Source organism: uncultured Planktomarina sp. (assembly GCA_943788425.1).
Classification (GTDB): Bacteria; Pseudomonadota; Alphaproteobacteria; order Rhodobacterales; family Rhodobacteraceae; genus Planktomarina.
Genome location: CALSQF010000006.1, coordinates 172,541 through 185,888 on the forward strand (window position 1 = coordinate 172,541; position 13,348 = coordinate 185,888).

Here is a 13,348-nt window from a genome sequence, read left to right on the forward strand (position 1 = left end):
CTCCTTTCATTTTGGTTCTCACGACTCTCATGCAGAACCTAAAAGTTAGCCCGCCCAGATTACGATCCGGATAAAGCAAATTAAATTTGTTTTTGCAAATGCAGTTTCGGCATATTTTCGCCAAAAGTGCGACACTCGTCAAATTAGCAACACCTGAGTGCCAACCTTAGTCAAATCATATAGTTCTGCAATTTGCTCGTTGTAAAGCCCGATGCACCCATTCGAGGACCTGCGGCCTATCTTGCGCGTATCATGGGTTCCGTGAATGCGGTAATAGGTCCAAGAAAGATACAGCGCGTGGCTTCCCAATGGGTTGTCCGGCCCTGGCCCGACAAATTCAGGCCATTCCGGGTTGCGTTTGCGCATCTCGGGAGTTGGTCGCCAGGATGGGCCAACAACCTTGCGCACAACTTTCGTCCGGCCTTTGCGTGTTAAATCGGCGGTCATCGGAACAGATGTGGGATAGAGTTTGTAAATCGATTCATCCTCAGACCAGTAATGCAGAGTGCGCGAGTCTATATCAGACAAAATTGCCCCGTTTTTAAGCGTATCAAAATAGGGGCGCCAATCCAACATTCTAAAACTGCTGATATTGCGCAGGGCTGTCTTGCTGGAATCTGCGTCAGCCTCGCCAACATCGAGAAGCCCTGTCTCCTGCGACAGGGCGAGCGTACCCGTCAAAGATGCCGCCCCCGTCAAAAACGCCCGTCTTGGTAAGTATAATTTTGCTCGGCCCATGTTATTTACTCCACATGTGTTGAGGGTGCTTACAAAGAAACTCGACAAGACACAAATCAAACACGCGTGATTTGCAGCATTTGTCTTAATATTGGGTTTGATTAGCAACGCATTGCCGCTATGTACGCTGCACAGCATTGAGGGATTAACATGATTTATCGGGTCGTTCTAGCGATTGGCTTGCTTCTAATGACGGCATGTACACAGGGAACCGGCTCCAATACCGGGCCCGGAGATCGCCCGTTACGTCCGATATATGTCATCAAACCCTCGGATGCAGCGCGTATACAATATAGCATTTTAGATGGTATAAACAGCCTTCGGCGCGCAGGTGGCCTGCAAACCTTGATCTTCAATGCCAAGCTCAATGCCGCTGCCGCCACACATGCGCGCGATATGGCGGTGCAAAACCGCGCCTGGCATTTTGGCTCGGATGGTTCCTCTCCGCTCGACCGTATGGAGCGCGTCGGATACGAAGGAACGCTTCTGGGCGAAAATATTTCCGAAACCTTTGAGACTGAACTCGAGACTCTCGCAGCCTGGATGGACACCCCGGCCACGCGGACAATCATCCTCGCGCCAGACGCGCAGGAAATGGGTTTTAGCTGGTATCAAGAACCAGGTGGCAAAATTTGGTGGACTTTGGTCACCGGCATAGAAGCGCCGATTTAGAACATAACGCGCGACCCTGCGATGCAAATTGCACGCCCCAGACGGACGCTAGGGAAAAATCCAAATTGGTGTGCCAATATCAACCATCGCATAAATTTCTTCAATTTCACGGTTACTCACAGCCACACAACCCCAAGTCCAATCTTTGAAAAAGAAGCGATAGGAGCGGGGCGTTCCGTGTATAAAGATATCACCACCCGGACTTCGCGTTCCAGCAGCCCGTCGATCAGCCGCGTTGGGATAAGATATGCCTACAGATAGGTGAAATTGGCTGTTAGGGTTTTTGCGATCAATGACATATTGCCCCTCTGGGGTTTTTCCATCGCCTTCAAATTGCTTATGACCAATGGGGGCAAAGCCCAATTTAAAGTCATATTCTTTGATAACCGTATTCCCTTGGAACAGGAACATGCGGCGGTCCGCCTTGTATAAAACCAAAGCCGTCGCTTTCGGAAGATCGGTCCGCACAATGGGCTTGGGATCGGAACAGGCGGCCAATACCAACGCGGTGCACAACATCGCGACGATTTTAAAAACTCTCATTGCACTCACCCCAACTACCTTGCCAATCTCTACCTTAGGATCACTAAAATACAACTCATCAATTTTGAGCCATGCGTTCCTCAATCGCCTTAAGTTGGGCCAAGACCCCGTCACGATAGGTATCTGTTTTTTGATCTGCTTTTTCAGAATAGGCATCCTGCATAGAGTTTACAATCAAACCCACTATCAGGTTCACCACAGCAAAAGTCGTCACCATGATAAAGGGTACGAAAAACGCCCAAGCATAGGGGTATACTTCCATCACCAGGCGCACGATTCCCATCGACCAACTTTCCAATGTCATGATCTGAAGTAAAGAATAGGCCGACTGCGCAAGCGAGCCAAACCACTGCAGAAAATCAGCGCTAGAGAGTTGTGTCGAAATCACCGGCCCAATGTAAAAAATAATCCCCATCAACAAAAAGACGGACGCCATACCCGGCAAGGCGGTGATGAAGCCCTCAACCACCCGGCGCAAGCGCGGTGCCACTGAAACCACGCGCAAAATCAAAGATATTCCACCCATCGCGGAAAAACCTCAAGCGGGAAACCAACAGCTTCAGAACCAGCTCCACCACAAATATTGCCAAACAAATGAGATCCAAAACTCCAATAAGCATGCCAGCCTTCGCCATGGCCATGTCAGACGTCTCTAACTCAAGAATGACCGCATTAAACAAATGACAGCAGTAATAAATTTACGGACTCGCGCTGGCTCGAGGGTTGTTTGAAGAGATGTCATCAGATTTTAAACCTTGCTGAAATGAGCAACAATCTCGATATGTGGCGACCATCTAAATTGATCAACCACTTCAATCCATTTTAGCGAATAACCGCCGTTACACAGCAAGGCCGCATCCCGCGCGAAACTGACGGGATTGCACGACACCATAGCAATATCGCGCAGATCGCTTCGTGCCAATTGCCCCACTTGCTGCTCTGCACCCGCGCGGGGCGGATCGATTATGGCGGCGTTGAACGGTTTGAGATCCGTGTGGTCAATAGGATTGCGAAACAAATCACGGGTGGACGTTGTTACAGTCTTGATCCCCTGTGTGTGCCGTACGCCATGGGCCAAAGCCTCAAGCAGCGCGGCATCGTTTTCAAAACACTGCAGCGTCGCCACATCCGCCAATGGCAATCCCAATGTGCCAGCGCCAGAGAACAAATCAATGATCCGATCCGCCCCCGCCAATGCTCGCGCTACCGCGGCTTGAAGCGCACGCTCGCCCGCCTCAGTGGCTTGTGTAAACGCCCTGGGTGGTGGAGTGATTTTCACCTTTCCAAAAGTCATTTGTGGCGCCTGATGCTGGCAAATGATTTCATGTCCCACGGACAACCTCGCAAGCCCATTGGATCCAGCCCATTGGGCAAATGGACCAAAATCAGTGTCCGCAAGGTGACCCAATCCCTCGACAGATACATCAACCCCGCGTTCTGACGCCAATACCCATAAATCAAGCTGGCCTTTGCGAGACCCAAATAGCGCCGTAAATTGCTCAAGCGCCGGTATGATGTTCAAAATCTCAGGAACCAGAACCCGGCAGGGCTCAATCGGCTGAATCGTGTCGCTGGCCTTGCCGAAGAATCCCACGGTGGCACCCTTCTTCATGCGCCGGCCTGTGAGTTTGGCGCGGCGACGGGAGTTTTCTGGCGACGTGTGAATCGCTTGGACTTTCGCTGTAATTCCCTGCGCCGCCAAGGCCCGCACGACAACCTCTTGTTTCCACAGCGCCACAAAATCAGGGTGTGCATGATGTAAGGCGCAGCCACCACAACGCTTGAATGCGCTGCACCGAGGAGTAATGCGGTGCTCGGAGGGCGTGACAATTCGTGTATCGTGCAACCGATCACCCAGCAGATCCCCAGAAACCACCTCACCCGGCAACGCACGATCAACAAAAATCGGTCCTGCGGCCAAACCATCGCCCAGGTGCCCTAAACGTTCGATTGTGAGTTCCATTAGGTCTCTTCCATTGCCAAAAAGCCACCAGATTGGTGCTTCCAAAATCCAGCATAGGCCCCATTGGCTTCTAACAGGCTGGCATGAGTTCCCTCTTCTACAATGCGGCCTTCGTCAAGCACCACAATGCGATCCATACGCGCAATGGTTGAAAGGCGGTGTGCAATTGCAATCACAGTCTTGCCACTCATCACACGATAAAGTGTTTCCAAAATCTCTGACTCCACCGCACTGTCCAGTGCTGAGGTGGCCTCATCTAGCACCAAAATTGGCGCATCTTTTAAAATCACCCGCGCCAAAGCAACCCGCTGCCTTTGACCGCCTGAGAGTTTCACACCCCGCTCACCGACCCGCGCATCATAGCCTTTACACCCTTCAAGATCTTCCAGCTGCAAAATAAAGTCATGCGCTTCTGCTTTTTTCGCAGCTTCAATCATATCTTGCTCAGTCGCATCGGGCTTGCCGTAAAGAATATTGTCCCGCACAGAGCGATGCAGCAATGAGCTGTCTTGCTGCACCACACCAATTTGCGCCCGCAAACTGTTCTGTGTGACCTCAGAAATATTTTGCCCATCAAAATATATGGCCCCGGATTCCACATCATAAAACCGCAGCAGTAGCTTGATGAAGGTTGATTTGCCTGCACCGCTAGCCCCAACCAATCCCAGACTCTCACCTGCTTTAATTTCAAGTGAAACATCCTCAAGCCCACCCATGTCCTTGCCATAGCGATGGGTGAGATTGGCAACGGATATATGCGCTGCTTTCATCTGCAACTCCCGAGCGCCCGGAGCATCAACCAGCTCAATCGGAGCAGAAATTGTCTCCATCCCCTCGCGGATAACCCCCATTTCTCTGAAAAGAGTGGTCAATGCCCACATGATCCAATGAGACATGCCGCTCATCCGTAAGGTAAGCGCTGCACCAGCGGCAACCAAGCCCACATCTGCGCTGCCGATGCTCCAGAGGTAGACACCCCAACCCACAACGCTAACAACCAAAAAACCGTCCAACAGAATTAAACCAAATTCCATGGTCGTATAAAGCCGCATTTCCTTTTGAAAGGTCACCCGCGCCTCCTCAATCGCCTCGACTCCATAGGTCAGCTCTTGATCGTTCTGTGAGAACATTTTGACCGCATGAATATTGGTATAGCTGTCCACCACACGACCCGTCACGGCACTGCGCGCGTTCGACGCCGCCGCCGATGCCGGGCTAACGCGCCGCACGGTCCAGACGACCAAAGCGAAATACAGCCCCGTCCATATCGCAAGTGGGATCATTAAACGAGGGTCAGACTCTCCCAATAGGAAAAAGGCCCCGATTAAATAGACAAACGAATAGGTGACCGCGTCAATCAGCTGATAAACAAATTCGCCTGTCGCAGGCGGGGTTTGCATAATTCGATTTGCAATGCGTCCAGCGAAATCATTTTCAAACCAGCCGACAGACTGCCCCAGCACATGACGATGCGCGCGGTAACGCACCAAGGTGCCCACATTTGGCAAAATTGTATTGTTAAGCAAAAGGGTTGAAAGCGTCTCAATCAAAGGTCGAATCAAGAGGATAAACCCGGTGACCACAGAAAGCTCTACCCAATGATTGCCCCAAAATTCAGACGGCTTTGCCTCAGTCATCAGCACAACCAGACGCCCGAAATACCAGATCAGAAAAATCTGGACCGTCGCAACAAGCGACTGGAAAAAAATGGAAAAGCCAAATATCTTTTTGAACGGTCGCAGATAGTCACGCAAAAAGAGCAAAAGCGCGCGCGATGGGCGATTGCTGACTGGGTAAGGTTGATAGGGATCAACCAATTTCTCAAAAAATCTAAACATAGCCGCACAGAATACTGTGGCTATAAATTTTTGCAAATGAAATAATATAGTTATAGGAGCCCTCAAATTCAGAGCATTTCACACAAGATCGTCTAAATACGCCAAAATCTCATCTTTGGTCATATGCATATCCCGCGCAATCCAAATGTCTTGCGCGCGCCGCAAAGCAACCCCGAGCGCTGGACCTTGATGCCTTGGCATTAAATCGGCAGCTGAAACGGGGCAAACAGACTGAGCGCCGCGGCGCACCGCCTCTTGCTCCGCCTCTGTAACCCGATGCTCTGTCCAAGCCGCGCGCAGAAGCCACGACGACCAGCCCTGCTCCGCGCCCAGCGCATATCCATGCGCCAAAGCTTTTGACGTATTTTGCCCGTGAAACCGCAGCGCCTCAACCTGGCGCGCCTGTGAATTTGACAGCCGTAAACTCTCTTGAACCGCCTCACCACCAAGACAAGCCAGGCGTTGCAGCGCATCCGGGGCAAGCCCCTGCTCTAGCTCCACCAAAAGCGGAACCGGGCGCGCCGAAGCGCCAGGCAGCACGCGCCCCAAGATACCGGCAGCCTCCATTACCGCCAGCGCCGGGGCCGGGTCGGTGGCAGCCAATAACTTGAGCACCTCCGCACCGATCCGTTCTTTTGAAATTCGGTCCAAGCCCGATTGCAAAGCCGCACAGGCGGCAAGTGCCTCAGCATCAACGCCCTCGAGGGGATCGCCATACCACGCCCAAAACCGAAAGAACCGCAAGATCCGCAAATAATCTTCCACAATGCGGGCCTGCGGCTCCCCAATAAAGCGTAAGCGACCTGCTTGGACATCGGCAAGCCCCTCCAATGGGTCGATCACCTGACCAGAAGCCTCTGCATAAAGAGCATTCATCGTAAAATCGCGGCGTGCAGCATCGTCCTCCAGCGATGTTCCAAACACAACCTCAGCATGCCGACCATCAGTCGTTATATCTTTGCGAAAGGTGGTAATTTCATAGGATTTTCCACCAAGCAAAAACGTCAATGTCCCATGATCTGCTCCAGTGTCGACAACCCTTATTCCATGGGTTTGAGCAATCGGCCACATCTGATCTGGCGTGGCATCAGTGGACAAATCAATATCCGTCGCCGCAACGCCCATCACCGCATTGCGAATACAGCCGCCCACATACAATAGCCGCGCGCCAGACTCCTCAAAAGCCGCAAAAAGCGGTGCGAGTGTCTGGATGTCAAGCGTGGTGGGATCAATCTTCATAGCGGACTCATCTGATCGGCCAGGCCACGCAATATCCGCGCGGTCGCGCCCCAAATGTAATAGGGCCCATAAGGGACACAATAATAAGAGCGCTTCTGTCCGCGCCAGATCCGCGATTGAATTTGAAAATTCTGCGCCATTACCACATGAGACAAGGGCACTTCGAACACCTCAGCCACCTCGCCGGGATCCGCCCTGACGACCCAGGGCGCGTTGATCCAACCGATGGTTGGAATCACATTGAACCCCGTCACCGTTTCATGCGCTGGTAATTGTCCCAAGATTTGTACCAAGGATGGATTAAGCCCGGTCTCCTCATGAGCCTCGCGCAACGCTGTGGCGGAAATATCCACATCGCCCACGTCACGCTTACCGCCAGGGAAGGCGATCTGCCCGGGATGAGAGGACAAATGCGCGGCGCGTTTGGTTAGAACCACATGAACGCCAGAGGCGCGTTCAATCAAGGGCACCAAAACACCCGCCTCTTTCTTTGCTGGTCCGGGCGATTCCGCCCCCGGATTAAGATCAAAATCCGAGGAAGCGCCACCCGGCCGCGCCAGAGCACGGAGAATATCAGCTTGCTGCGGAATCATTTTCAACGGGAGCTTTGGCCTCAAACCCAAGTGTATCGGGATCAAAGCTGTAATGCGCACCGCAAAACTGACAATCGGCGGTGACTTCATTGTTATCTGTGGTCATATGCGTAATGTCTTTGGCTGAATAAATCGACAGGCTTTGGCGCACACGATCAGATGAACAGGTGCAACCAAAGGTCACCGGTTGCGTGCCATAGACCCGCGGTTGCTCTTCATGAAACAATCTCAGCAGCAATTGCGTCGGCTCAATGGATGGCCCGACCAGTTCAAGCTGGTCCACGGTGTCGAGCAAAATATTCACCCGATTCCAATTTTCACTCCCCTCGGCATCCAAAATATCCACCGCCGAAAGTAGACCGTCTTCGCCCTGTGGCTCTCCTGAGATCACATGCGAGCCTACCCCCGGCATATGTTGCAGCATCACGCCGCCGGCCCGCCAGCCATCCGTGCCATCCGCCTCCTGTGAGTACCCAAATGCCAAAGCAAAACGAGTCGGTATTTGTTCAGATTGTGCAAAATATGCCTCAGCGCAGGCCGAAAGAGAGGCGCCAGAAATCGGCGTGATTCCTTGATAGGGCTGCATATCCTGCCCCTGATCAATCAATATGGCAAAATACCCACTGCCGATTTGTTCAAAGCCCGGTGCTTCTGTTTTCAGAATTTCATCATCATAGCTTGCATAGGCCCGGATACGCGCAGGCGCGCCGTCTTCTGTTGGGCCATAGTAGTCAGTGGCAATCAAGCGCAACGCTCCACTGCCGCGCACTTGAAGCGAGAGCTTCCAACGCAACTTAATGCTTTCACCTATCAATGCTGTGAGCAAAGCCATCTCTGCTACAAGCGCTTCCACCACAGACGGATAATCATGCTGCGCAAGCACCTGATCCAACACTCCGTCGAGCCGCGCTACACGGCCACGAATATCGGAGGCGTCCAGTTGAAACGGCAAAACCGTATCATCCCAACTTATTTTTGCAGTTTGCGTCATGATATCTTTCCATAGGTTGGCCTTGCCATAAACTGTCCATATAAGCGCGTCTAGGCTGACACCAAATTTTGGAGATACGATTGCTACGTTTTGGCACCAGACCAGATCCCCATCAACACTACGCGCGGCGCCCCGGCGTCTATGCAATTCTGCCGTATCAAGGCGAGCTTTTAGCCACCTATCAAGGGGGGAAAAATCAAGAATATCAATTGCCTGGCGGTGGTGTGGATCCGGGCGAGTCGCCCCTACAGGCGTTGCATCGAGAGGTGTTTGAAGAGACCGGTTGGTGCATTGCGCAGCCTCACGTGTTTTTTCGCTTTAAAACCTTTTGCTTTATGCCGGACTACGATCTTTGGGCCGAGAAGGTTTGCACCATCTATGTCGCACGCCCTGTGTACCGCAAATCGGCCCCCACGGAGCCAGATCATCATTCAGTGATCTTGCCGATCGAGGCGGCCGTGAGCCATTTGGCCAGCGACGGCGATCGCCAGGCTGTCGCACAATTTTTCGACGCGATCTCATCCAGGGTTTAGATAATCAAGTCCACCATCGCCTCATCTCCGGTGATGTCGCGGATTGACATTCCAGCCGTCTCGAGCCGCTGAGACAGAAGCGCAAAATTTTCTGGATTTGAGGTTTCTATTCCGAGTAAAACAGTTCCAAAGTTACGCGCTGATTTTTTGAGATATTCAAAACGCGCAATGTCATCATCTGGCCCTAAGAGCGCCAGAAAATCCTTCAGCGCTCCAGGTCGTTGCGGCAGGCGCAAGATAAAATATTTCTTTAGGCCGGCATAGCGCTGGGCCCGCTCTTTCACCTCGGGCAATCTTTCAAAATCGAAATTGCCCCCCGAAGATACACAGACAACCGTTTTGCCTTTGATCTGCTCTTTTAAGTCCTTCAAAGCATCCAAAGCCAAAGCCCCCGCAGGCTCCAAAACAATGCCTTCTGTATTCAGCATGTCCAATATTGTGGTGCAAATGCGATCTTCAGGGATATCCAAAACATGATCTGCATCAATCCCTTTTAGTTCGGCAAAGGTATTCACGCCCATCATTGCCACCGCCGCCCCGTCTACAAATGTATCCACCTGCACAAGCGCGACGGGGGCGCCGGCTTGAACCGCTGCTGCCAGACTTTTGCCGCCAGAGGGCTCCACATAAAAAATTTCAGTCTCAGGCGCGCGCTCTGACAACAAACGCCGCGCAGAAGAAGACAGGCCGCCCCCGCCGACTGGCACCACAAAAACATCTGGGGGACCGTCCAGCTGTTCGAGCATCTCATAGGTGACGGTCGCCTGCCCCTCGATGACATCCAGATCATCAAAAGGCGACAAAAAATGCCCACCAACATCCTGACAATAAGCTTGGCTCGCGCGGAGCGTGTCATCAAAATAATCCCCTACCAATTGCACCTCCACCCAATCACCCCCAAACAGTCGGGTTTTGCGGATTTTCTGTTCTGGTGTGGTGACAGGCATAAAAATCACGCCTTTTTTCTGCAGATGCCTACACACATAAGCGACACCTTGCGCATGATTGCCAGCGCTGGCACAGACAAACACATCTTTATCCGCCTGTTTGCCCATGGCATTAAATGCACCGCGCAATTTATAAGAACGCACCGGCGATAGATCTTCACGCTTCAACCAAATATCCGCATCATACACATTCGAAAGATGATCGTTGCGCTGCAGGGGAGTTGCAAGAAACAACTGGCGCATGCGTTTGGTGGCCTCAGCGGCTTGGATGCTAAAATCTGTCATGGGAGATTAGTGGCTCAAACTGTGAAATTGCGCAAGCAATCAAGCCATCGGGAGATTATGCCACGGGCTTTACAAAATTGCGGCTCACCAACTTGCCGCGCAAACAAAAACCATATACTTCCGCGCCGACCACGCTGTGTCACATTTGGATTGGAAAACGCATGTCAGCCCCTAAAAAAGTTGTCCTGGCCTATTCGGGCGGATTAGACACCTCGATCATCCTCAAATGGTTGCAAACCGAGTATGGCTGCGAAGTGGTCACTTTCACGGCAGATTTAGGTCAAGGAGAAGAGCTAGAGCCCGCCCGCGCCAAGGCGGAACTTATGGGCGCCTCCTCAATCTATATCGAAGATGTGCGTGAAGAATTTGTGCGCGATTTTGTCTTCCCCATGTTCCGAGCCAATGCGCTTTATGAAGGTCTTTACCTGCTGGGTACCTCTATTGCGCGCCCATTGATTTCCAAGCGCCTGGTTGAAATTGCACAGCTTGAAGGGGCCGATGCTGTCGCCCACGGTGCGACAGGCAAGGGCAATGACCAAGTACGGTTTGAGTTGGCCGCCTATGCGCTGAACCCAGATATCAAAGTCATCGCCCCCTGGCGTGAATGGGGTCTTTCAAGCCGCACCAAGTTGATCGATTTCGCCGAAAAAAATCAAATCCCAATCGCCAAGGACAAGCGTGGCGAGGCGCCGTTTAGTGTTGATGCCAACCTGCTGCATACGTCCTCTGAAGGTAAAGTCTTGGAAGACCCAGCCGTTGAGGCGCCCGATTACGTCTATCAACGCACAGTTAATCCAGAGGATGCACCAGGCACACCAGAATATGTTGAAATTGGCTTTCAAGCGGGAGATGCGGTTTCCATCAATGGCATTGTTATGTCGCCTGCAACAATTTTGACGGAATTAAACCGGCTTGGCGGTCAACATGGTATTGGCCGTCTTGATTTGGTGGAGGGGCGCTTCGTGGGCATGAAGTCCCGTGGTATTTATGAGACCCCTGGCGGCACGTTGCTGCTAGAGGCACATCGCGCCATTGAATCCATCACCTTGGATCGAGGCGCGGCACATCTAAAAGACGAATTGATGCCAAAATATGCTGAGCTGATTTACAATGGCTTTTGGTTCAGCCCAGAGCGGGAAATGCTTCAGGCTTTGATTGACAAGTCTCAAGAGCATGTCACCGGAACAGTGCGCTTGAAGCTCTATAAAGGCTCGGCCCGCACTATGGGCCGTTGGTCAGATTACAGCCTATATTCTGAAGCGCATGTGACGTTTGAAGATGATGCGGGCGCCTACGATCAAAAAGATGCCGCCGGCTTTATCCAGCTCAACGCACTGCGCCTCAAGCTTTTGGCCGCACGTAAAAATCGGATCCGCTAAACCACGAGCGCGGGAGATTATTTAGCGGCTTGCAGCTGATTATAGATCGCCTGCGCTTGGTGCCATAGCGCCTCATAATCAGCTTCAAGTCTTGGCGCGGGTCCCGGCGCGAGTCCAAATCCGGTAGAGCGGTGCACCGCATCATACCAATGGGTCGCCCAAATACCATCCTGCAGCCGCGGTCCAGCCGCCCAATGCAGCATCGCAGGATCAAAGGCAATTTCCAGCCGCGCGCAGAGCGCCATAAGTGAAGATTTTGGATTGGCCAAAACATCGTCACTATCGATCACAATCGGCTGCTGGCCCAGCGCTAAGCAATGTTCAAAAATTTGCTTTTGCTGCACAAACCCAAGATCGTAAAGCGTCACATGCGCGCGCTTGCGCGCATAGCTGGCAATCACCCGCGCGGGATCACGAATGAGAAAGACATTGCGCAGGTTGGCCAATAGATCCATTGGAAAATGTTCCAGCATATGATGGGTCATATGCTTTTGATACCAAATCGCCGCGCCACCAGGCACCGGACCTGCCAGCGCGGCACTCACCTGCGCTGGATCACAGGCCATGCTTGCAATAATGTCCTCCCGCATCGGATGATCCGCATTTGAATGACGAAGATAGGCACCATAAAATGGCTCATCGACAACCTGCGTATCTGCCCGATTGCCAAAAGCATACATCATCGCTGTCGACAGGTTGCGTGGACCAGACCACATAGCGATCTTCATGCGCAAACCTGAGACATAAGATCTTGAAACAGAACATGAATACGGCGCGTGACTGGCCCCATGTTACTATCCCCTATGAGGCGGCCATCAATCTCGATCACAGGGGTTTGCGCGCCATAAGTGTCCACCAGGCTGAAATTGCGCTCAAACACGGGGATGTCATGAGCGCGGCACAGATCAATGACCTTTTGCCGGGTGATGCCGTTCACGCAATAGTCTCCTGTAATCGTCCAAACAGCTCCTTCACGCACAATAAAAAAGTTGCAGGCATTGGTGATGTTCACAAACCAATGCACATCCAACATCAAAGCCTCATCCGCTCGCGCCTTTTGTGCGGCAATACAAGCCAAAATGCTGTTGAGTTTGGAATGCGAATTTAATTTTGGGTCCTGTGTCATGAGCAGGCTGGGCTTTGTGTGCGCCATGGTGATTGTAAATGTCGGGCCAGATTGTGACAGGTCTGGGTGCTGGAACGGACGGATCTTCATCCCCCGAGTGACCATAAGCCCAGCGTGCGCATCGCTCTGCATCCCTTTGGCCACTTGCGTGTCACGAAGGGCCTGCACCACCTCATTGCGACCCATACCAATATCAATATCCACTGCCTTCGCCGCATCAAACAAGCGGTTCAGGTGTTCATCCATAAGGGCCCATGTGCCATTATAAAGGCGCGACCCTTCCCAAACCCCATCTCTAAGCATGAAGCCGCTGTCATACACGCTGACCACCGCCCGCTCCTTAGGCAGCAACTGCCCATTGAGGTAAATCAAAATATCTTCATTGCGAGCATCGTCCGCAGCTTGGTGGGTTGTTACATGATCCGTCATATATCAATCCTAGGCTTAGAGACATTTTGAGCCAAGAGGGAAAACTCGCAGGGTGGGGTGAAGCGCAGCGGC

At 52.2% G+C, this 13,348-nt stretch carries 13 protein-coding genes and 1 pseudogene; 3 read left to right on the plus strand and 11 right to left on the minus strand.

Translation table 11 applies throughout. The features are described 5' to 3' along the window. Nucleotides 1–138: 138 nt before the first annotated feature. The gene (locus ABLW18_RS06540) at nucleotides 139–738 is read right to left on the minus strand and encodes a L,D-transpeptidase (protein WP_347824035.1); all 600 of its coding nucleotides are present in this window, start codon (nucleotides 736–738) and stop codon (nucleotides 139–141) included. Between the two features lie 150 nt (nucleotides 739–888). Between ABLW18_RS06540 and ABLW18_RS06545 the strand changes: the two genes are divergently transcribed. Further along, on the plus strand, nucleotides 889–1,410 hold the full coding sequence (locus ABLW18_RS06545; RefSeq protein ID WP_347824036.1) for a CAP domain-containing protein: 522 nt from the start codon (nucleotides 889–891) through the stop codon (nucleotides 1,408–1,410). Nucleotides 1,411–1,458: 48 nt separating this feature from the next. Here ABLW18_RS06545 and ABLW18_RS06550 read toward each other — a convergent pair whose 3' ends face one another. From ABLW18_RS06550 to ABLW18_RS06580, 7 genes and pseudogenes are all read right to left on the minus strand, one after another. Continuing rightward, complete coding sequence (locus tag ABLW18_RS06550; protein ID WP_347824037.1) at nucleotides 1,459–1,953, minus strand: L,D-transpeptidase family protein; 495 nt, start codon at nucleotides 1,951–1,953, stop codon at nucleotides 1,459–1,461. Between the two features lie 58 nt (nucleotides 1,954–2,011). Then, nucleotides 2,012–2,695, minus strand: a pseudogene (locus ABLW18_RS06555) (ion transporter). A 6-nt stretch (nucleotides 2,696–2,701) separates the two neighbouring features. Further along, nucleotides 2,702–3,916, minus strand: a complete 1,215-nt coding sequence (locus ABLW18_RS06560; RefSeq protein ID WP_347824038.1) for a class I SAM-dependent RNA methyltransferase — start codon at nucleotides 3,914–3,916, stop codon at nucleotides 2,702–2,704. Next, complete coding sequence (locus ABLW18_RS06565) at nucleotides 3,916–5,754, minus strand: ABC transporter ATP-binding protein (RefSeq protein WP_347824039.1); 1,839 nt, start codon at nucleotides 5,752–5,754, stop codon at nucleotides 3,916–3,918. Before ABLW18_RS06565 ends, ABLW18_RS06560 begins: the two co-directional genes overlap by 1 nt. A 78-nt stretch (nucleotides 5,755–5,832) precedes the next feature. Continuing rightward, nucleotides 5,833–6,993: a CCA tRNA nucleotidyltransferase gene (locus ABLW18_RS06570; RefSeq protein ID WP_347824040.1), complete on the minus strand. Its 1,161-nt coding sequence runs from the start codon at nucleotides 6,991–6,993 to the stop codon at nucleotides 5,833–5,835. Beyond that, complete coding sequence (locus tag ABLW18_RS06575; protein WP_347824041.1) at nucleotides 6,990–7,586, minus strand: CoA pyrophosphatase; 597 nt, start codon at nucleotides 7,584–7,586, stop codon at nucleotides 6,990–6,992. Before ABLW18_RS06575 ends, ABLW18_RS06570 begins: the two co-directional genes overlap by 4 nt. Continuing rightward, nucleotides 7,567–8,577, minus strand: a complete 1,011-nt coding sequence (locus tag ABLW18_RS06580) for an Hsp33 family molecular chaperone HslO (protein ID WP_347824042.1) — start codon at nucleotides 8,575–8,577, stop codon at nucleotides 7,567–7,569. The genes ABLW18_RS06575 and ABLW18_RS06580 overlap by 20 nt, the downstream gene beginning before the upstream one ends. Before the next feature lie 80 nt (nucleotides 8,578–8,657). Here ABLW18_RS06580 and ABLW18_RS06585 point away from each other — a divergent pair, with 80 nt between their 5' ends. Then, nucleotides 8,658–9,110 carry an NUDIX hydrolase gene (locus tag ABLW18_RS06585; RefSeq protein WP_347824043.1) on the plus strand — a complete coding sequence of 151 codons (453 nt, stop codon included), beginning with the start codon at nucleotides 8,658–8,660 and terminating at the stop codon, nucleotides 9,108–9,110. On the opposite strand, the gene ilvA is transcribed toward ABLW18_RS06585, so the two are convergent. Next, the gene (gene ilvA / locus ABLW18_RS06590; protein WP_347824044.1) at nucleotides 9,107–10,342 is read right to left on the minus strand and encodes a threonine ammonia-lyase IlvA; all 1,236 of its coding nucleotides are present in this window, start codon (nucleotides 10,340–10,342) and stop codon (nucleotides 9,107–9,109) included. The two genes, ABLW18_RS06585 and ilvA, sit on opposite strands and share 4 nt — an antisense overlap. A gap of 161 nt (nucleotides 10,343–10,503) precedes the next feature. On the opposite strand from ilvA, the gene ABLW18_RS06595 reads away from it, so the two are divergent. Continuing rightward, nucleotides 10,504–11,721, plus strand: coding sequence for an argininosuccinate synthase (locus ABLW18_RS06595; protein ID WP_347824045.1), 1,218 nt, complete (start codon nucleotides 10,504–10,506; stop codon nucleotides 11,719–11,721). A gap of 17 nt (nucleotides 11,722–11,738) precedes the next feature. Here ABLW18_RS06595 and ABLW18_RS06600 read toward each other — a convergent pair whose 3' ends face one another. Together ABLW18_RS06600 and ABLW18_RS06605 are read right to left on the minus strand one after the other, a co-directional pair. Further along, the gene (locus ABLW18_RS06600) at nucleotides 11,739–12,449 is read right to left on the minus strand and encodes an HAD family hydrolase (RefSeq protein ID WP_347824046.1); all 711 of its coding nucleotides are present in this window, start codon (nucleotides 12,447–12,449) and stop codon (nucleotides 11,739–11,741) included. Further along, nucleotides 12,446–13,276 (minus strand): aminotransferase class IV, encoded by an 831-nt coding sequence (locus ABLW18_RS06605; RefSeq protein ID WP_347824047.1) that lies wholly within the window; start codon nucleotides 13,274–13,276, stop codon nucleotides 12,446–12,448. Before ABLW18_RS06605 ends, ABLW18_RS06600 begins: the two co-directional genes overlap by 4 nt. Nucleotides 13,277–13,348 lie beyond the last annotated feature (72 nt).

Excerpts from the sequence above, each read along its gene's own strand:
- ABLW18_RS06540 (WP_347824035.1), bottom strand. The coding sequence starts at position 738 with ATGGGCCGAGCAAAATTATACTTACCAAGACGGGCGTTTTTGACGGGG.
- ABLW18_RS06545 (WP_347824036.1), top strand. The coding sequence starts at position 889 with ATGATTTATCGGGTCGTTCTAGCGATTGGCTTGCTTCTAATGACGGCA.
- ABLW18_RS06550 (WP_347824037.1), bottom strand. The coding sequence starts at position 1,953 with ATGAGAGTTTTTAAAATCGTCGCGATGTTGTGCACCGCGTTGGTATTG.
- ABLW18_RS06560 (WP_347824038.1), bottom strand. The coding sequence starts at position 3,916 with ATGGAACTCACAATCGAACGTTTAGGGCACCTGGGCGATGGTTTGGCC.
- ABLW18_RS06565 (WP_347824039.1), bottom strand. The coding sequence starts at position 5,754 with ATGTTTAGATTTTTTGAGAAATTGGTTGATCCCTATCAACCTTACCCA.
- ABLW18_RS06570 (WP_347824040.1), bottom strand. The coding sequence starts at position 6,993 with ATGAAGATTGATCCCACCACGCTTGACATCCAGACACTCGCACCGCTT.
- ABLW18_RS06575 (WP_347824041.1), bottom strand. The coding sequence starts at position 7,586 with ATGATTCCGCAGCAAGCTGATATTCTCCGTGCTCTGGCGCGGCCGGGT.
- ABLW18_RS06580 (WP_347824042.1), bottom strand. The coding sequence starts at position 8,577 with ATGACGCAAACTGCAAAAATAAGTTGGGATGATACGGTTTTGCCGTTT.
- ilvA (WP_347824044.1), bottom strand. The coding sequence starts at position 10,342 with ATGACAGATTTTAGCATCCAAGCCGCTGAGGCCACCAAACGCATGCGC.
- ABLW18_RS06595 (WP_347824045.1), top strand. The coding sequence starts at position 10,504 with ATGTCAGCCCCTAAAAAAGTTGTCCTGGCCTATTCGGGCGGATTAGAC.
- ABLW18_RS06600 (WP_347824046.1), bottom strand. The coding sequence starts at position 12,449 with ATGAAGATCGCTATGTGGTCTGGTCCACGCAACCTGTCGACAGCGATG.
- ABLW18_RS06605 (WP_347824047.1), bottom strand. The coding sequence starts at position 13,276 with ATGACGGATCATGTAACAACCCACCAAGCTGCGGACGATGCTCGCAAT.